General features: G+C 65.0%; 16 protein-coding genes. 9 read left to right on the forward strand and 7 right to left on the reverse strand.

Translation table 11 applies throughout. The features are described 5' to 3' along the window. Nucleotides 1–2 precede the first annotated feature (2 nt). The 3 genes from AC56LH_RS11415 to AC56LH_RS11425 form a co-directional block, all read right to left on the reverse strand. Nucleotides 3–1,472, reverse strand: a complete 1,470-nt coding sequence (locus AC56LH_RS11415) for a sodium:solute symporter (protein WP_499646086.1) — start codon at nucleotides 1,470–1,472, stop codon at nucleotides 3–5. A gap of 94 nt (nucleotides 1,473–1,566) precedes the next feature. Next, nucleotides 1,567–2,010, reverse strand: a complete 444-nt coding sequence (locus AC56LH_RS11420) for a hypothetical protein (RefSeq protein WP_499646088.1) — start codon at nucleotides 2,008–2,010, stop codon at nucleotides 1,567–1,569. Between the two features lie 96 nt (nucleotides 2,011–2,106). Beyond that, a complete protein-coding gene (locus tag AC56LH_RS11425) occupies nucleotides 2,107–3,711 on the reverse strand; it encodes an NYN domain-containing protein (RefSeq protein ID WP_499646090.1) in 1,605 nt (534 codons plus the stop codon). A 177-nt stretch (nucleotides 3,712–3,888) separates the two neighbouring features. Between AC56LH_RS11425 and curA the strand changes: the two genes are divergently transcribed. Together curA and AC56LH_RS11435 are read left to right on the forward strand one after the other, a co-directional pair. Beyond that, nucleotides 3,889–4,899: an NADPH-dependent curcumin/dihydrocurcumin reductase gene (gene curA, locus AC56LH_RS11430; RefSeq protein WP_499646092.1), complete on the forward strand. Its 1,011-nt coding sequence runs from the start codon at nucleotides 3,889–3,891 to the stop codon at nucleotides 4,897–4,899. 131 nt (nucleotides 4,900–5,030) lie between these two features. After that, nucleotides 5,031–6,998 (forward strand): PAS domain-containing hybrid sensor histidine kinase/response regulator, encoded by a 1,968-nt coding sequence (locus AC56LH_RS11435; protein WP_499646094.1) that lies wholly within the window; start codon nucleotides 5,031–5,033, stop codon nucleotides 6,996–6,998. Nucleotides 6,999–7,030: 32 nt separating this feature from the next. On the opposite strand, the gene AC56LH_RS11440 is transcribed toward AC56LH_RS11435, so the two are convergent. Both AC56LH_RS11440 and AC56LH_RS11445 read right to left on the reverse strand, forming a co-directional pair. Continuing rightward, entirely contained in the window at nucleotides 7,031–7,360 is a 330-nt protein-coding gene (locus AC56LH_RS11440) for a hypothetical protein (RefSeq protein WP_499646096.1), read from the reverse strand. 318 nt (nucleotides 7,361–7,678) lie between these two features. Then, complete coding sequence (locus AC56LH_RS11445) at nucleotides 7,679–8,125, reverse strand: cold-shock protein (RefSeq protein WP_499646098.1); 447 nt, start codon at nucleotides 8,123–8,125, stop codon at nucleotides 7,679–7,681. Nucleotides 8,126–8,391: 266 nt separating this feature from the next. Between AC56LH_RS11445 and AC56LH_RS11450 the strand changes: the two genes are divergently transcribed. Beyond that, the gene (locus AC56LH_RS11450; RefSeq protein ID WP_499646100.1) at nucleotides 8,392–8,814 is read left to right on the forward strand and encodes a DUF7684 family protein; all 423 of its coding nucleotides are present in this window, start codon (nucleotides 8,392–8,394) and stop codon (nucleotides 8,812–8,814) included. Nucleotides 8,815–8,834: 20 nt separating this feature from the next. Here AC56LH_RS11450 and AC56LH_RS11455 read toward each other — a convergent pair whose 3' ends face one another. After that, nucleotides 8,835–9,254 (reverse strand): DUF1810 domain-containing protein, encoded by a 420-nt coding sequence (locus tag AC56LH_RS11455; protein WP_499646102.1) that lies wholly within the window; start codon nucleotides 9,252–9,254, stop codon nucleotides 8,835–8,837. 61 nt (nucleotides 9,255–9,315) lie between these two features. Here AC56LH_RS11455 and AC56LH_RS11460 point away from each other — a divergent pair, with 61 nt between their 5' ends. From AC56LH_RS11460 to AC56LH_RS11470, 3 genes are all read left to right on the forward strand, one after another. Further along, nucleotides 9,316–9,543, forward strand: a complete 228-nt coding sequence (locus AC56LH_RS11460) for a DUF3820 family protein (RefSeq protein ID WP_499646104.1) — start codon at nucleotides 9,316–9,318, stop codon at nucleotides 9,541–9,543. A 77-nt stretch (nucleotides 9,544–9,620) separates the two neighbouring features. Continuing rightward, nucleotides 9,621–10,022 carry a response regulator transcription factor gene (locus AC56LH_RS11465; protein WP_499646106.1) on the forward strand — a complete coding sequence of 134 codons (402 nt, stop codon included), beginning with the start codon at nucleotides 9,621–9,623 and terminating at the stop codon, nucleotides 10,020–10,022. Between the two features lie 50 nt (nucleotides 10,023–10,072). After that, the gene (locus tag AC56LH_RS11470; RefSeq protein WP_499646108.1) at nucleotides 10,073–11,776 is read left to right on the forward strand and encodes a hypothetical protein; all 1,704 of its coding nucleotides are present in this window, start codon (nucleotides 10,073–10,075) and stop codon (nucleotides 11,774–11,776) included. A gap of 19 nt (nucleotides 11,777–11,795) precedes the next feature. Here the strand turns inward: AC56LH_RS11470 and AC56LH_RS11475 are convergent, their stop codons facing one another. Next, nucleotides 11,796–14,087 (reverse strand): ATP-binding protein, encoded by a 2,292-nt coding sequence (locus tag AC56LH_RS11475; protein ID WP_499646110.1) that lies wholly within the window; start codon nucleotides 14,085–14,087, stop codon nucleotides 11,796–11,798. A gap of 255 nt (nucleotides 14,088–14,342) precedes the next feature. Between AC56LH_RS11475 and ribA the strand changes: the two genes are divergently transcribed. From ribA to AC56LH_RS11490, 3 genes are all read left to right on the forward strand, one after another. Then, nucleotides 14,343–15,026 carry a GTP cyclohydrolase II gene (ribA, locus tag AC56LH_RS11480; protein ID WP_499646112.1) on the forward strand — a complete coding sequence of 228 codons (684 nt, stop codon included), beginning with the start codon at nucleotides 14,343–14,345 and terminating at the stop codon, nucleotides 15,024–15,026. A gap of 78 nt (nucleotides 15,027–15,104) precedes the next feature. Then, on the forward strand, nucleotides 15,105–16,571 hold the full coding sequence (locus tag AC56LH_RS11485) for a S1 family peptidase (RefSeq protein WP_499646114.1): 1,467 nt from the start codon (nucleotides 15,105–15,107) through the stop codon (nucleotides 16,569–16,571). Beyond that, entirely contained in the window at nucleotides 16,568–17,515 is a 948-nt protein-coding gene (locus AC56LH_RS11490) for an FHA domain-containing protein (RefSeq protein WP_499646116.1), read from the forward strand. Before AC56LH_RS11485 ends, AC56LH_RS11490 begins: the two co-directional genes overlap by 4 nt. Nucleotides 17,516–17,522: the final 7 nt, after the last annotated feature.

The following is a 17,522-nucleotide window of genomic DNA, read 5'->3' on the forward strand; positions in this document are numbered from 1 at the left end:
GGTTAAGCGGACTGCATGGAAGGACGACTGCCGGTGCGCAGCGAGATCGCGTACAGCCCCGCGAACACCAGCATGCCGTTGATCATCAAGAGTTCCAGCCCGAGCCGGTACGAGCCGAGCAGATACGCCTGATTGTACTCAAGGATCGCGCACAGGACCGGCGCGCCGATCGTGACCAGCGGTACAAGGCGATTGCGCGGCACGCGCGCCGTGAACATGCCGAACGCGAACAGGCCAAGCAGCGGACCGTAGGTGTACGCCGCGAGCTTGAGGATCACGCCGATCATGCTGGGATTGTCGGCCGCCTTGAAGCCCATCACGAGCAACAGGAACAGGAACGCGTAGCCCAGGTGCACGCGGCGGCGCAGGCCCTCGGCCTGAGTTTGGGTCAAGTCGGTACGGCGTTTGATGCCCAGCAGGTCGATGCAGGTCGACGAGGTCAGCGCCGTGATCGCGCCGTCGGCGCTCGGGAACAGCGCCGAGATCAGTGCGATCAGAAAGATGATCTGCAGCGCCGGCGGCAGGTGGCCCATGACGACGGCCGGGAAGATCTTGTCGCCGGTGGCCGTCACGCCCACGGTCGGCGCGTACAGGTACAGCAGGCCGCCCAGGAACAGGAACGACAGCAGCACGACCACCAGCACGGCCGTCAGCGCCAGCAGGTTCTTTTGCGAGTCGGCCAGCGTCTTGACCGAGATGGTCTTCTGCATCATTTCCTGGTCCATCCCCGTCATGGTGATGGTGATCAGCGCACCGGCCACGATCTGCTTGAGCCAGAAATTCGGGCTGTTCACGTCAAGGGTGAAGACGCTCGCCAGGCCGCTCGAACGCATCTGCTCCAGGCTGTCCGGCACCGACAGGTTCAGTTCACCCAGCAGGAACCAGGCGCACGCGAACAGGCCGAACAGCATGCCGGTCGTTTGCAGCGTGTCGGTCCAGACGATGGTCTTGACGCCGCCCTGGTAGGTGTAGAGCAGAATCATCCCCAGCACGACGAGGGTGCTGAGCCAGAACGGCACGCCCAGACTGTCGAGAATGACTGCCTGCAGGATATTGACCACCAAGTACAGGCGCGCGGTGGCGCCCAGCAGGCGCGAGATGATGAAGAACCCGGCCCCGCTCTGGTAGGCGCGCCGGCCAAGGCGCACGTCAAGGTAGTGGTAGATGGACGTCAGCTGCAGACGGTAGTACAGCGGCAGCAGCAGCCACGTGACGACGAGGTAGCCGATCACGTAGCCGATCAGGATCTGCGCGTAACCGAAACCGTCGACGCCGACCGCGCCCGGCACGCTGACGAAGGTCACGCCCGAGAGCGTGGTGCCGACCATGCCGAAGGCGACCAGCACCCAGTTGCTGCTCTTGTTACCGATGAAGAAGCTGTCGTTGTTGGCGCCGCGCGAGGTAGCCCAGGCCACGGCCAGCAGCAAGGCGAAGTAGCCGATGAGGATGCAAAACAGGAGAAGCGGGGACATGAAAAGCCGGGGATGATCGTTTTGCCCAGCAATATACACCGGAATGCACTGGAAGCCGCAGCCAGTGGGCCCCGCCCTGCCCGGCAGGCGGCGCTCAGACCTCTTCGCTGCGTACCCGCCGGAATGGCCCGATACAGGTTTGCATGGTCTGGTCGGCGCACATCAGGAAAATGGTGCGTGACGGGTGGAACTGGATGAAGTTGATGACCTGCGCGCCCGGCTTCATCACGTTGCCCGAACAATCGGGCTTGCCGTTGTCTTTCACGATGCGGTCTTGCAGGCGATAGAAGCCCTGCTTGTCGGGCTGGGCGGAAACCGTGTAGACGCTTTCGGAGACCTCGGCGGCGCTGGTAACGAACGTGGTGCCGTCGGCGCGAAAGCGGTAGGTTTCGGCGCATTCGGTGCCCGGCACCGTCAGCCGCCAGATGCCCAGGATCGGATGACCCGCGGCGACGTCCGCCGATGCAACTGCCGGTGCGGCGACCAGCGCCGGCGCGCCCAGGCAGGACAACAGGAACAGAACGGCACGTGCGCGCATGCGAGGCTCCATCAAACGACAACGCCTGCCCGAAAACCGGACAGGCGTCGTGATTATGGCACCGCGCAATGGTGCGCGGCGCGCGGCAGTCTGTGATCAGCCGTTGTCTGAACCGGCCTTCGGCTTGGCCGGACGACGGCTGCGCGGCGCAGCCTTGCGCACCGGGCGGGCGCCCTTGGTGCGTGCCGGTGTGGATGCTTCTGCATCCACTTCGGCTTCTGGCTCAGGCGCGACCTCTTCCTGCGCTGCGGCAGCCGCAGCTTCCTGCGCTGCGGCTTCAGCTGCTGCAGCAGCTTCGGCTTCAGCAGCTGCAGCCTGCTCCGCCAGCTTCTTGGCCGACGGCTTGCGTGGCGCGCGGCGACGTTCTTTCTCGACCGGCGCCGGTGCTGCTTCAGCTTCCACCGGCTCGGCGTCGCTCACGACCAGCGTCGGTTGCGATGCCGGTTCGTCGAAGGTCTGGTCCTGTGCTTCCGGCTCGTACGCAACCGGCTCCAGCAGCGCTGGCACGTTCGATGCGTCGTTGCGGTTACCGCCCTTGCGGCCACCCTGGCCACGGCCGCGACGGCCATCGGTGCGGGCCGGCTGCACTGCGGGTTGCGCTGCCGGTTCTTCGAACAGTTCTTCCTGCGGTTCCGCCTCGACCGCAACCGGCTCCGGCAGTGCTTGTACGTTCGGCGCATCGTTCCGGTTACCGCCCTTGCGGCCACCGCGGCCACGGCCACGACGGCCATCGTTCTTGACCGCCTCGTCATTGCCTTCGACCGGCGCTGCCGCATCGAGCATGTCCTGCACCACGGCGTCCGGCGCCTGGGTGCCGTCCTGCTGGGCTTCCTGCCCCGCTGCTGCATTGCCCGCATGCGCGCTGCGGAACACATAGGTACCGGATTTTTCGTCGCGGCCGAATTCGAACAGGCCACGCGTCTGCGCTTCTTCGAGCAGATTGCCGAAGGTGCGGAAGCCGTAATAGGTTTCCGAGAAATCGGGACGGCGGCGCTTGAGCGTGTCTTTCAGCAGCGAAGCCCAGATTTTGCCCGTATCGCCGCGCTCGGACGTGAGCGCATCGAACGTTTCGACCACCATATCGAGCGCCTGCACCTTGCGCGCTTCGAGTTCTTCCTTGCGCTTGTCGTCACCGACATTGGTGTTGGTGTTGTTGCTGGCGTTCGAGCGGCGCGGTTGCGGCGCAGCCTTGCGCTCGTCGCGCTTGGCAGCGGTGCGGCGCTGTTCGCGCACCAGGTCATCATAGAAGATGAATTCGTCGCAGTTTGCCACCAGCAGGTCGGAGGTCGATTGCTTGACGCCGACGCCGATCACCTGCTTGTTATTTTCACGCAGCTTCGAGACCAGCGGCGAGAAGTCCGAGTCGCCGCTGATGATGACGAAGGTGTTGACATGCGACTTCGTGTAGCACAGATCGAGTGCATCGACGACGAGGCGGATGTCGGCCGAATTCTTGCCCGACTGGCGCACGTGCGGGATCTCGATCAGCTCGAAGTTCGCTTCATGCATCGCTGCCTTGAAACCCTTGTAGCGGTCCCAGTCGCAGTACGACTTCTTGACCACGATGCTGCCCTTGAGCAGCAGGCGTTCCAGCACCGGCTTGATGTCGAATTTTTCGTAATTGGCGTCGCGAACGCCTAGTGCGACGTTTTCAAAGTCGCAGAACACCGCCATGCTGATGTTGTCGGAAGAAGAGGCCATGAGTTGTTTTTTCTGTAGTGATAGGGCAAACGTATGGCGATTATACGCACGCCCTTCCGTTTCGCGCCGTATGACATTGCCTTGCGGCCAGTTTCAGCGATTGGGTGTGGCGCGTGGGCACCATCGGCCAACGTTCTTTATGCTATGCCATCCGATCCACTTGAAGGAGCTCAACACATGACCGCAACAACCAACCGCCGCGTCGTCCTCGTCTCGCACCCGAAAGGCAAGCCAACCGCAGAGAACTTCCGCATCGAGGATGCACCGATCCCGACGCCGGGCGACGGCGAACTGCTGCTCGAAACCCTGTTCCTGTCGCTCGACCCGTATATGCGCACGCGCATGAACGGCACCGCCACCTACGCCGCCGCCCTGGAGCTGGGCGACGTGATGGTCGGCGGCACCGTCGCCCGCGTCAAGCAGTCGAACCACCCGGACTGGAAAGAAGGCGATGTCGTCGTCGCCTACTCCGGCTGGCAGTCGTTTGCCATCTCGGACGGCAGCAACCTGCGCCGCGTCGATCCGGACAGCGCGCCCGTCTCCACCGCTGTCGGCGTGCTCGGCATGCCGGGCTTCACCGCGTATGCCGGCCTGCTGGAAATCGGCCAGCCAAAGGCAGGTGAAACCGTCGTCGTGGCCGCCGCCAGTGGCGCCGTCGGCTCGGTCGTCGGCCAGATCGCCCGCATCAAGGGCGCGCGCGCTGTGGGCATCGCCGGCGGGCCCGAGAAGTGCGCGTTCGTCAAGGACGAGCTGAAATTCGACGCCGTGGTCGACCACCGCGCACCGGACTTCGCCGAGCAGCTGGCCAAGGCCTGCCCGGACGGCATCGACGTGTATTTCGAGAACGTCGGTGGCCAGGTGCTCGAAGCGGTCAAGCCATTGCTGAACAACTTCGCGCGCATTCCCGTGTGCGGCCTGGTGTCGCATTACAACGATGCCGGCGCGGGCGCGTCGATCGACCTGAGCCTCACGCTGTTCAAGAGCCTGACCGTGCGCGGCTTCCTGCAGAACGAATTTGTCGAGCGGCTCGAGCCAACCTTCCTGAAAGAAGCCGCTGGCTGGATCAAGGATGGGTCGCTGCGCTACCGCGAAGACATCGTCGAGGGTCTGGATAAAGCGCCGGAAGCCTTCATCGGCCTGCTCGACGGGAAGAATTTCGGCAAGCTGGTGGTGCGCGTCGCAGAATAATTACACACCACAAGTGACTTTTGGTGCGGCGCAGTCGGCGTCCAACAGGACTGCGCCGTCCGGCATTTACCCGTCATCCGTCAAATGTGGCCTATAATTATTTAACCTTTGCAACCGTTAGTCGAACATCGATGCTGCCCAACAACCTGTTCGAGTCTGTCTTCAACCGATCGCCCTTTGGGCACTACCTGCTTTCGCCGACGCCGGAAGCAACCATCCTCGCTGTCAACGATGCGTTCCTGAAAGCGTCGGCGCGCACGCGCAACGAATTGGTGGGCGTCAGCCTGTTCATCGCTTTCCCGCAAGATCCGGATGACCCCACCGACACCGGTGAGGCGCGCCTGCGCGACTCGCTGGCCCGGGTGCGCGCCAGCAGCCGCCCCGACACCCTGCCTGCGGTCCGCTATCCGATTCCGGTCGTGCTGCCCAATGGCGAGACGGGCTTCGAAGAACGCTTCTGGACCGCGACCAGTACACCGATCTTCGGCGCCGATGGTGAGCTGGTCTGCATCTCGCACAGCAATATCGACGTCACCAACCAGGTCAACTTGGAAGCCGCCGTGCGCGAAAGCGAGAAACGCTTCCGGGCGCTGACCAATGCGACGGCCGACGTCATTTACCGCATGAGCGCCGACTGGTCCGAGATGCGCCGCCTCGAAGGGCGCGGCTTCATGAAGGACACGGATTCCCCCACGGGCAACTGGCTCGACGACTACATTCCGCCGGGCGACCATGCGCTGGTCCAGGCCGGGATCGCGCGCGCGACGCAGGACGGCGCGGTGCTTGAACTCGAGCACCGGGTCTGGCGCAGCGATGGCAGCTGTGGCTGGACGCTGTCGCGCGCCGTACCGATGTACGACGCGGCCGGTCAACTCTATGAATGGATCGGCGCCGCCAGCGATATCAGCGAGCGCAAGGCATGGGAAGACAAGCTGCGCGAGGCCGACCGCCGCAAGGACGAATTTCTCGCGATGCTGTCGCACGAGCTGCGCAACCCGCTGGCGCCAATCGGCGCCGCCGCCGAACTGCTGCAGCGCGCGAAGCTCGACGATGGCATGCTCAAGCGCACCAGTCAGATCATCGGGCGCCAGGTGAAGCACATGACGGCGCTGATCGACGATCTGCTCGACGTCTCGCGCGTCACGCGCGGGCTGGCGGAACTGGACCAGACAGTGCTGGACGTGGGCGCCGTGCTGCACGAAGCGGTCGAACAGGTCACGCCGCTGATCGAATCGCGCGGCCATGTGCTGGCGCTGACGCTGCCCCCGCCCGGCACGCAGGTGCTGGGCGACCGCAAGCGCCTGGTGCAGGTGGTGGCCAACCTGCTGGGCAACGCCGCCAAGTACACGCCCGAGGGCGGGCGCCTGGCCGTGACCGCCTTCGCGCGCGGCGACCGGCTGCACATCGATGTCCTCGACAACGGGATCGGCATGGCGCCCGAGCTGGCGGCGCGCGCGTTCGATCTGTTCACGCAGGCCGAACGCAGTTCGGACCGCTCATCGGGCGGCCTGGGGCTGGGCCTGGCGCTCGTGAAAAGTCTGATCGAGCTGCATGGCGGCGAGGTCTCCTGTGACAGCGCCGGGCCGGGCCAGGGCAGCCGGTTCTCGGTCTGCCTGCCACTGCTGCATGCACCTGAGGCGGCTGCGCCAGTGCCCGATGCGCAGCCGGGCGCGGACGCAGCGCTGCTGCGCGTGCTGGTCGTGGACGACAATGTCGACGCGGCCGTCATGCTGGCGATGCTGCTGGAAGCGAGCGGCCACCAGGTGCAGGTCGAACACGATCCGCTCGAGGCGCTGGCCGCCACACTGGCCAACCCGCCGCAGGTATGCCTGCTCGATATCGGCCTGCCCGGCATCGACGGCCTGGAACTGGCGCGCCGCCTGCGCGCCCGCCCCGGCACCGCCCACGCGCTGCTGATCGCGATCACCGGCTACGGCCAGGACAGCGACCGCCAGCAGATCCTGCAGGCCGGGTTCGACCATCACCTGGTCAAGCCGATCGATATCGCGCAGCTGTATACGCTGCTGGATGGCGATAACGATCTTGACGCTCAGCCAAAAGCATCTACAGGAAGAGACGGAAATCGTACGATAGGGTGAATCGAGGCGGCGATGATCATTCTTGGCGATCCTCAACCGTTCTGGGCCGCCTTGGCGTCTGCCAGCTCGTCGGTGCTAGCCATGTAGCCCTCATCGGCGGCCAGCTGCGCGTCCGGCGGCAACTGCTCGTGTTCGCGCGCGCGGGTGAGGAGCACTTGTACCGTGTCGATTTTATGGTGCACAGTCTCGAATAACGCGGCCAGGGTCAGCGGCTCCGGGAGCATCACTTCGCATTCCTCGGCGGCGCGCGCGGCCGGGTGCTCGCGCGCCAGTTCACCGGATTGTCCCGTCTCGTCGCGCTCGATCAGGCGCAGCACGTTGCGCAAACCCTGCTCCAATTGTTCCAGCCGGCTCGATTCCATTCAAAACCTCCCGTGTTCGCGATAGAAAAAAAGCACTTCGGCCAACTGCACGCCGCAACGCCCTGCAAAGCATACACATTCTTCCTCTCCGACGACGCCCTGCTCGGAGCTAACGCCAGTGAGATAGATGCGCGACATGTACCTCAACGTGAAAACGCCGTGGCGGGGCCTAAAATTGGCTGGAACAGCTATCGCCGCGCGATTTACCGCTCTTCCTGCAGACGCTTTTAACTGAGTGTGCTTACCCGTTGCTTTAGCATCGAGGCCGGCACACTAGCCCGGTTGAGCAGTGGGCGGGGCGCGGACCTTGCGACACGTCTAGAGCGATGTATCCGGGTCTTGCGTCCCGAACTCTGGTTGTGGCTTAAGCGCATCTTTGGCAGAAACGATCTTGTATGCGCTTGCAGGAATCGTGCTATTCGGGTTGGAGAGGCGGACATGGCCCACATACCCAAGCACAAGCAGAAGCGCCAAGCCAACCATCGCGTATAAGAATGCTCCTGCGGAACTTTTCCTGATTGTTTTAGTGCCGACTAACTCAGCATTTGCGGCCCGGGGACGACCGTTCTCATCTTGTCGAATTTCATAGGTTATCAAGCTCCCCAAAAGAGGTCGATCTACCTTTTTGCGAAATGCAGATACGTGCAGGAACATCCGCGCGCTTGCCCCGTTTTGAACGACGAAACCAAATCCGCGCTCATCATCCACTCGATGATTCTTCCTTGAAGTCGCATGTTTTATGAGCCAACTGAATAAATAGATCAATCCCGATCTCGGTGCGCTCACTAACGGTCCGGGTCGATCTTGTGCGATACCCCACCAGATCCAAACGGCTGCTCCTGGCCGAAAGCACAAGTTCCCGGGAGCATGTCCGTCTCGGCCTCTTGTGTCAAACATGATCATTTGGTGTCGAACTTTATTGTTCTCTGTCCGACTCTATTGTTCGTCCGCATCAGCTGCAGGCTGCCGCATGTTGCGGCCTGGAGCCTGCGATAATGACGTCTTTGAATCACCGACCCAACAACGACGCCATGCAAGCCAAAGCCCATTACCTGCAACTACGGCCCCACGACGCCCTGCCCGACCTGACCGCTCTGGCACCATTCATGGCGATCGTCGTCATCGATGACGACAGCGACGAAATGTGGCGCTGGGACGTGGCGCGCTGGCTCGTCGCGTCGGGCTGCCGCAGCATGCTGGCTTGGGGCAAGGAATGCGAAAGCTGGCACGACGCCGTCGAGGATGCTGCGCTCGAAGCCTTCGACTACGACGACATCCCGCCCGAGCAGATCGTGACGGTATCGCAGCATGCCGACGAAGACCTCGACGAGGTGTTCTGGTTCGCGCGCCACCGCGCCAGCCACCCGGCACTGCGCCTGAGTACGGCGGTCATCCTGCACGTGGCGGTGCGCGGCCAGCCGGACGAACTGCTGGCGCAGCTGGCCGAGGCCTGAGCGCATTTGCAGTACCACCATCAGAGCCGGGCCAGCGTCTCCGGGTCGCCCTGGCCGTCGAAGTATTTGTCGATGCAGGCCTGGAACACGGCTTCATCCGGCGCCACGTCCGCGAACAGCGTCATCGACGAGTGGAATTTCAGCTCGTCCGGATGGCTGAAGATGGCGCCGGCCGATTCGCCGTCGAGCGCGGCGACGATGCCGGCGCACTCACGCAGGCGCTTTCCCAGCACCGGATGCGCGAGATACGCGGCCGCTTCGTCGGCAGACGCCATCGCGTAGCGCTGCGCCATGGCGCTCGTGCCCAGGCCGGCGATCTGCGGAAACACGAACCACATCCAGTGCGTGCGCTTGTGACCGGCGCGCAGCTCGGTCAGCACAGTCGTATACACCGGTTCCTGTGCCTGCACAAAGCGGTCGAGATCGAATTGATTGTCCATGATGGCCTCCCCTGTCACCGGAATCGTACAACGTCGCCGTTGTTTGCTAAAGTGCCGCACAATGAATGCTGACCATTTAGCCCTCCTCCTGGTTCGAGAAATGCCCTATGGTAAATACAAGGGCCGCAAGATTGCCGATGTGCCCGGCCACTATCTCGGCTGGCTCGCGCGCGAGGGGTTTCCACGCGGCGAGCTGGGCCAGTTGCTGGCACTGATGTACGAGCTCGATCACAACGATCTGCGCGGCTTGCTCGATCCGCTGCGCGGCCCGCCGGGCCGCCACAGGTAATTGATACTTTTTGGCAATTAAGGCGACATACCGGCGATGCGCATCGGTATAATCGGACATTCATTGACGAGTTCATCATGCCGAACGAACAAGCATCATCGCCACTGGTTCTGGTTGTCGAAGACGATGACCACATCGCACAGGTACTGCGCTTCATGCTCGAGCGCCAGGGCTACCGTGTCACCCATCTGGCCGACGGCCGCGCTGCGAGTGCGCATATCGCTGGCGCTGCCGAAACGCCGGCCCTGATCCTGCTCGACGTGATGCTGCCCTACCTCGACGGCTTCGAGCTGGTTGCGCTGGTGCGTGCACGGCCCGACTGGCATGCAGTACCGATTCTGATGCTCACCGCAAAAAATACCGAACGCGATACGGTGCGCGCGCTCGATGCCGGCGCCAACGATTTCGTCAGCAAGCCGTTCGAGCCCAATGCATTGCTGGCACGCGTACGGCGCCTGATCCAGGGCCAGGGCGCCTGACGGGGCCGAACCGTACGCGCCGATTCGGGCTATTGACTTAAAATCAAGTCATGTCCCGTTCGCTCCCACTCCTGTTTGTTCTTTCGCTGTCGACCACACCCGCGCTTGCTGCCAGCCTGCAGCTGTGTCCGGGTCCGCTGGTCGTGTCCCCTGGCGCCATCACCGCGCAGACCACCGCGCGCGATGGCACGATCCTGCATGCCATCGTCACCGAAGAACCCGGCAAACAGCAGGCCAATTGCAGTGTGCTGCCGTTGCCGACGGCCGTCATGGGTGTGCAGGCGCTGCACTTCCTGCCGCCAGACGCCAGTCCCGGCAAGACCATCCTGCTGCGTGGGATCGAGGCTGACAAGGGCAAGTCGTTCAGCGTCAGCGAACACACGCTGGTCAGTGACCAGCCCGCGCCACGGCCGCAAGCACCCATGCCGTTCGGCGCCAGCCTGCTGGGGGCGATGCAGGCGCGCACCCATGGCGACACGGCGCGCGTGGGCGCCGACATCAAGGACGGGCGCCTGTACCTGACCTGCCGCGCCGGCGCCAAACCGGCCGGCGTCACACTGCTTGGCCCGTGGTTCCTGCCGCGCGCACGCGCTGTCATGCAGGCGGCGTTCGCCGGCGAAGGCCGCTTTGCGCTGCAAGTTGCAAGCGGCGCATCGGGCAAGTCCGGGCAGTCGTTCGATCTCGGCACACTAAGCGGTGAACAGCGCGTGCAGACGACGCGCTTCGATTTGCCCGAAAAACTCGACCGTGCCAATTGGCGCGCGCTGTCACTGGCCTGCCCACAAGGCGCGGCAACCTTGCGGCTCGACGCGCTGACGCTCCAGGGCGCCGCTGAAGCCGATGCGGCCGCAGCGCCCCGCGCGACCTGGACCTGGAGCCCGAACGAATGGCGCGAACGCGGCGCAGCGCTGCTCGACTGGGCAGTCCAGCAAAAGATCGGCGCGGTCTTCATCACGGTCCCGCTCAAGGATGGCAGTGTCGACGACGCGGCGCAGCTGGGCGCGTTCGTGCGTCAGGCGGGCAGCCGCGGCATCGCAGTCAGCGCCATGGAAGGCGCGCCCGACATGGTGCTGCCTGCGTCGCAGGACGCGGCCATCGCCCGCCTGCGCGCCTATGCCGCCTACAACGCGTCTGCCGCCGAGGGCGCGCGCCTGAAAGGTGTCCAGTACCACATCGAACCGTACCTGGTCCCGGCCCACGTGCTGCCACAGGCGCAGCGCGACCGCCGTTACCTCGAACTGGCGGCCAGACTGCGCCAGGTGGCAGGTCCGCTGGCGCTGGACTTCGTGGTGCCGCACTGGTGGGCTGACAAAAAGGCACTGCTGGACGGACTGGCAAAGCACGCCGACATCCTGACGGTCAAGAGTCCGCGCACGGATCCGGCGCAGATCTATCGCCTGGCCGTGCCGTTCCTGGATTGGGGCGTCGAGCATGGCAAGACGGTGCGCGTGGCGCTCGATGCGGGGCCGATCGGCGCCGGTGTCCAGCGCCGTTATGAACGTCGTCCACCCGGCGCGCGCGGCGACCTGCTCGTGTTCACACTGAGTGGCCAGAAGATCCTGCTGCTGCAGCAAGTCCCGGCAGCGCACGACAAGGCGCAGGCCTACGCGCTGGCCGCCAGCCAGGAGATCGACGCGGCCGACGCCAGCTTCCATTCAGACAAGGGCGCGCTGATGCGGCTGTTGCCGCAGCTCGAACGCACGTTCGGGGCCTGGGAGAGCTTCGGCGGCATGGCCTTGCACGACCTGCGCTGACGGTGTGCGCTGACCAAGGTCATGCCAACGGCAACTCCACCGTAAACCGCGTCCCCGCGCCGGCCCGGGTTTCAAACCCGATCGAGCCGCCGTGCTCTTCGACGATCGCCTTGCTGATGGAGAGGCCCAGGCCCGAGCCGCTGCGCTGGCGCGAGTCCGCCGCGTCGGCCTGCGCGAACCGTTCGAACACGCGGCTCTGGAAGGCCGGCGGAATGCCGGGCCCCTCGTCGGTCACGCTCAGGCGCGCCCAGCCCGGGCGCTGTGCCAGGCCCAGTGTGATGTGCTTGCCGCCCGGTGTGAACTTGATCGCGTTCGACACCAGGTTGGTCAGCACCTGCACCATGCGGTCATGGTCGATCTCGGACTGCACCCGTTCGGCGCCCGGCGGCATGTCGAGGCGCAGCGTCACGCCCGCCTGGCGCGCCTGGCCTTCCATGGCATCGGCCACGTGATGCATCAGCGGCGCCAGCAACTGGGCGGTGCGCTGGTATTCCATATGGCCCGCTTCGATCTTCTGGATGTCGAGCAGGTCATTCACCATCCGCATCAGGCGATCGCAGCTCTGGCTGGCGATCGCGACCAGCCTGGCGGCATCGGGCGGCAGGTTGCCGGCCATGCCGCCGTCGAGCATCGACAACGATGCGTGGATCGACGTGAGCGGCGTGCGCAGCTCGTGCGAGACGGTCGAGACGAATTCGTTCTTCATGCGCTCGACCTTCTTGCGCTCGGAAATATCGTGCAGGAAGATCGAGAAGAACGCATCCTCGCCCTCGCCGGCCAGCGTCACCGTGCTCTCGACCGTGAACTCGAAGCCCTGGCGGTTGATCACGGTGCGCTCCATGCGGCGGGCGAGCATGAACTGGCCGTTGTGGCGGAACGACTGCAAGGCCTTGCCGATGCTGTCACGGTAGCGTTCGGGCAGGATCATTTCCGCCAGCGGCCAGCCGACGGCCTCGTGGCGGGTCCAGCCGAACATGCGCTCGGCGGCCGGGTTCCAGTCCACGATCATGCCGCGCAGGTCGACCGCGATGAACGCATCCTGCGCCGCTTCGACGATGGCAATGATGCGGCCCTCGCTGGCGCGCACGGCGACCAGTGCACGTTCCAGCTCCTGGGTGCGGCGATCGACCCGCTGTTCCAGCGTGTCATTCAGGGTCTGCAGGTCGGCGCGGCGCTGTACCAGCGCCGTCACCAGCGCATTGAGCGCGCCCGATAACTGATGCACTTCGGTATAGCTGCTCCCGGCCGGCACCAGTTCATGGGTGTCGCCGCGGCGCAGGCCGTCGGCCGAACTGGCCAGCGCCGCGAGCGGGCGCGTGATGCGGCGTGCCAGCAGCCAGCCGCCCAGCGAGAACAGCAGCGCCAGCACGCCACCGCTCCACAGGGCGCGTGCGCGCAACTGCCGCACCGGCGCATAGGCATCGTCGAGATCCTGGCGCACCAGTACGTGCCAGCCCAGACCAGTGTAGTCGCCCACGGCTTTGGTCGACGCATAGCCGACCAGGTAGTCGCGCCCATCCGGCCAGTGCTCGACCGCGTACCCGGTATGTCCTTCGCGCGCCGCGCTCAGGCTGCCGAGTTTGATGGTCGTGTCGAGCACGTCCTGCGGCCCGAGCAGCACGACGCCTTCGGCGCTGACGATCAGCGCCTGCACCTTGTTGCGGGTCTGGACCGGCGCGATGATCGAGCGCTCGACGTCGCGCGCCCATTCCCACGACAGGTGCGTGCCCATCACGCCGGCCGGCTGGCCGTCGGCACCCAGGTAAGGAAAAGCGACATCGACGAAGCGGCGCGGCTCGCCTTCCTGCACCGGTAGCAGCTTGGCCAGCAGCACCGCCTCGTGCACGTCGCCGACATACTTGCCTGCCAGCGCGTTGCTGAACCAGGGTCGCTTGGAGACATTCTTGCCTTCGAGCAGGCCACGCGCCTCGACCAGCACGGTGCCATCGAGGTCGGCCAGGCCGATCCATTCGTAATAGCCGTAGGTCGACTGCATGTCGGCCAGGATCCGGCGCCGCTCGGTCTGGCTGGTCGCCGGCGAAATCAGGTCGTTGCGGCGCGCCATCAGTCGCACTTCACGGAAGCGTTCGTACATGCCGCGATCGAGCTTGTCGGCGGTCTGCATCGCCATTTCGCCCAGGCCCCCGCCGATGCTGCTTTTGACCTGCGCCGTCGCCGAGCGTTCGACCACTTCGACCAGCAGCAGCGTGAGAATGCCGCTCATCAGCGTAAACGCGAGAGCAAGCCGTGCACCCAGTCCACGCGGGACCAGGCGCTGCCAGAACGATGGGGAATTCGGCATGGAAAACATGAGAGTGTCGATGGTTCCAGCGTAGCATGCAGATGATGGCTCAGGGCAATACTACACTTGGTAATTGACCGATAGTTACAGGAAAACCCCGTAGAAATACCCGATCTGCGTAAATGTGTTGCGAGACCGCATTGTCAGAACTGTCGGACAGGTCTTCCCTCCGGAACGGCGAGCTGGCCGATTCCGCACGGACACGCCGGATTTCCGATAAACTTGCGCCCTACAAGTCTATCGTCATCGATTGGAAACACCGTCATGCAAGCCGCCGCCATTCCCGCCAACCTTCCGCCAGCCCTGCTCGACTACGCCACCTCGTGCGCGCTGCCGACCCCGTGGGCCGAGTTCACGCTGCATGCCTGGGTCGAGGCAGCCACCGGCAAGGAACATCTGGCGATGGCGCTTGGCGACCTGGGCAACGGTGAACCGGTGCTGGCGCGCGTGCATTCCGAATGCCTCACCGGCGACGTGATGTTCTCGCAACGCTGCGATTGCGGCGCCCAGCTCGAAGGCGCGCTGCGCCGCATTGCCGAAGAAGGCCGCGGCATCGTGCTGTACCTGCGCCAGGAAGGCCGCGGCATTGGCCTGCTCAACAAGATCCGCGCCTACCGCCTGCAGGAAGCCGGCGCCGACACCGTCGAAGCCAATCTGCAACTGGGCTTTCACGCCGACGCCCGCAACTATGAACTGTGCAGGCCGATGCTGGCGCAGTTCGGCATCAAGGCGGTGCGCCTGATGACCAACAACCCGCGCAAGATCGACGCTCTCACCCGCCTGGGGATCACGGTCACCGAACGCGTGCCGCTGCTGGTGAACCGCAACGCCCACAACAACAGCTACCTCAATACCAAAGAGGCCAAGCTGGGCCATATGATGGCGCCCCTGACGTCCGTCGAGCAGGGCGAGCCGGTGGCACCGGCAGCGGTCACGCCGTTTGCCTAGCCCATGGCGCGCTAACGCGCGCAAGTCCGGCCGCTGCGATGGCAAGATAGCGGTTTCTACCTGTTCCCTGGCAACCGCATGAACTGGGTCACCCTTGCACGCTCGTTCGCACTCCTGCTGACCGGCCTGGCGCTGGTCGCTGCGCCCGCCATCTTCACGCCGCCGGCGGTCGCGCAGACGGGCGCCGGCGCTGTCGCGCGTGCTGCACTGGCTACCCCGGCAGCGGCGCATGCCCCCGCGCCAGTCCCGCAGATCGCGGTCGACACACCACCGGCGGCCACGCCCACCGAGCTGCTGCCGGGCGAAGTCGATACGCAGGACGCTCTGCCCCAGCCTTCGTCGGCCGCGCAGGACCTGTACGAATCGGCGCGCAGCGACCTGCTGCAGATCCGCATGCTGCTCAAGAACGGGCGCACCCAGTCCACGGTCGGCTCGGGCTTTCTGGTCGGCACCAGCAATCTGGCGCTGACCAATTACCACGTGGTGTCGCAGATGGCGCTCGATCCGGCCATCTACACGGCCGAATACATCGACACCGACGGCAATACCGGCCCGGTCGAACTGCTGGCGGTGGACGTGCTTCACGACCTGGCGGTGGTGCGCATCAACCGCAATGGCAGCGGCTTCTTCAAGGTCCCCGAACAGAAAGTGAAGCTGCGCCAGGGCCAGCCGCTGTACTCGCTGGGCAATCCGCTCGACCTGGGCTTTGCGATTTCCGAGGGCGCCTACAACGGCGTGCTCAAGCGCAGCTTTTACGATCGCCTGATCTTCAGTGGCCCGATCAACTCGGGCATGAGCGGCGGTCCGAGCGTGACCGCCAGCGGCACCGTGGCCGGCATCAACGTCTCGCGCCGGCGCGACGGCGAATCGGTCAGCTTCCTGGTGCCCGTGATGTACGCGCAGGAGCTGCTGCGCAAGGTGGCCGAGCAAGCCGCGCCGCCGCCCGACTTCAATCCCCTGATCGGCAAGCAGTTGCTGGCGCACCAGGGCGGCATGGTCGACCGCCTGCTGGAAGAACCGCTGACGCTCAAGGGCATGGGGCCGTACCTGGTGCCGGTGCGCGAGTCCGGCCAGGTACGTTGCTGGGGCCGCTCCAATTCGCGCGGCGCCGCGTACGCGGTCGACGCCATGAGCTGCGTGATGCAATCGGCGGTATTCGTCTCGGACGTCCAGCAGACCGGCAACGTGTCGATGACGCACCGCTACATCCGCTCGGGGACGATGGACCCGATGCGCTTTGCCGCGCTGGCCACCGACATCTTCCAGGTCGATAACCTGGGTAGCACGGGCGACCCGCGCCTGACCAAGCCATTCTGCACCGAGCGCTTCGTGCACACCCGCACCCTGCCGTTGCGCGCCGTGACCTGCGTGCGCGCCTACCGCAAGTTCGAAGGCCTGTACAACTTCACGCTGCTCACGGCCAGCACCGACGCCTCACAGGCCAGCCTGCAAAGCCGGCTCGATGTGTCGGGCGTGTCGTACGAAAACGGCATGCGCGTCACGCGCGCCTATCTCGGCGCCTTCGGACGCACGGTGCGCAAATGAGCGGCCCCTGGACCATCGAGACGCTGGCGCGCAACGGCGAGGTGCTGCACCGGCACCGCGTGACCACGCTGCCGATCCGCCTTGGCCGCGCCTACGACAACGACTTCATCGTCGATGACGAGTACGCCGCGGCGCACCACGCGCTGGTGGAACTGGGCCCCGACGACGCGCTGCTGATGCGCGACCTCGATACGAGGAACGGTATCAACCACAAGGGTCGGCGCGTCAAGGAACTGACGCTGGGCGGCGACACCGTCGTGCGCATGGGGCACACGTCGCTGCGCATCCGCCCGGCCGCGCACCCGGTGCCGCCCGAACTGGTCGACCGCACGATGCACGGCTGGGAAGGCATGCTGCCGGGTGGCGCCGGCATCGTGCTGTGCGTGCTGACCGCGCTGCTGGTCGCCTGGCTGCTCGACGCTGGCGCCGACCCCGAACGCTACGCGCTGTATCCGGCGCTGGCCGTGGGCGCGGGCCTGGCCTGGAGCGGCATGTGGGCGTTTTCCAACCGCCTGTTCGGCCGCCGCGCGCGTCTCGGACGGCATCTGTTCATTGTCGGCTTCGGGCTGGCCGCGCTGGTCGGCGTGCGCCTGCTGGCCAGCGTGGTGGCCTATGCATGGTCGTTCGAATGGCTGACCGGCTATGGCTCGCATGCGGTCGTGGTGACGGTGGCATTGATGATCTACTTCCACCTGGCCACCGTCACGCCGCAGTTCCGGCGCCGCTTGCGCATTTCGTGCGCCGGGATCGCGGTCCTGGTCTCGCTGCTGATCCTGGCCGGGAACATGCAGCGCAATGGCCGCACCGCCGACGAGTTGTACATGCCGGTGCTGCTGCCGCCCGAGCTGCGCGCCAGTCCCGATGTGCCTGTGGCCGAGTACATGGGCAGCGTGGGCGCGATGAAGCGCGAGATCGACGCCGAGCGCCGTGGTGACGCCGAGTAAGGTAAAG

This window comes from Telluria sp. LT1R51-2, assembly GCF_059685775.1.

Excerpts from the sequence above, each read along its gene's own strand:
- AC56LH_RS11415 (WP_499646086.1), bottom strand. The coding sequence starts at position 1,472 with ATGTCCCCGCTTCTCCTGTTTTGCATCCTCATCGGCTACTTCGCCTTG.
- AC56LH_RS11420 (WP_499646088.1), bottom strand. The coding sequence starts at position 2,010 with ATGCGCGCACGTGCCGTTCTGTTCCTGTTGTCCTGCCTGGGCGCGCCG.
- AC56LH_RS11425 (WP_499646090.1), bottom strand. The coding sequence starts at position 3,711 with ATGGCCTCTTCTTCCGACAACATCAGCATGGCGGTGTTCTGCGACTTT.
- curA (WP_499646092.1), top strand. The coding sequence starts at position 3,889 with ATGACCGCAACAACCAACCGCCGCGTCGTCCTCGTCTCGCACCCGAAA.
- AC56LH_RS11435 (WP_499646094.1), top strand. The coding sequence starts at position 5,031 with ATGCTGCCCAACAACCTGTTCGAGTCTGTCTTCAACCGATCGCCCTTT.
- AC56LH_RS11440 (WP_499646096.1), bottom strand. The coding sequence starts at position 7,360 with ATGGAATCGAGCCGGCTGGAACAATTGGAGCAGGGTTTGCGCAACGTG.
- AC56LH_RS11450 (WP_499646100.1), top strand. The coding sequence starts at position 8,392 with ATGCAAGCCAAAGCCCATTACCTGCAACTACGGCCCCACGACGCCCTG.
- AC56LH_RS11455 (WP_499646102.1), bottom strand. The coding sequence starts at position 9,254 with ATGGACAATCAATTCGATCTCGACCGCTTTGTGCAGGCACAGGAACCG.
- AC56LH_RS11460 (WP_499646104.1), top strand. The coding sequence starts at position 9,316 with ATGAATGCTGACCATTTAGCCCTCCTCCTGGTTCGAGAAATGCCCTAT.
- AC56LH_RS11465 (WP_499646106.1), top strand. The coding sequence starts at position 9,621 with ATGCCGAACGAACAAGCATCATCGCCACTGGTTCTGGTTGTCGAAGAC.
- AC56LH_RS11470 (WP_499646108.1), top strand. The coding sequence starts at position 10,073 with ATGTCCCGTTCGCTCCCACTCCTGTTTGTTCTTTCGCTGTCGACCACA.
- AC56LH_RS11475 (WP_499646110.1), bottom strand. The coding sequence starts at position 14,087 with ATGTTTTCCATGCCGAATTCCCCATCGTTCTGGCAGCGCCTGGTCCCG.
- ribA (WP_499646112.1), top strand. The coding sequence starts at position 14,343 with ATGCAAGCCGCCGCCATTCCCGCCAACCTTCCGCCAGCCCTGCTCGAC.
- AC56LH_RS11485 (WP_499646114.1), top strand. The coding sequence starts at position 15,105 with ATGAACTGGGTCACCCTTGCACGCTCGTTCGCACTCCTGCTGACCGGC.
- AC56LH_RS11490 (WP_499646116.1), top strand. The coding sequence starts at position 16,568 with ATGAGCGGCCCCTGGACCATCGAGACGCTGGCGCGCAACGGCGAGGTG.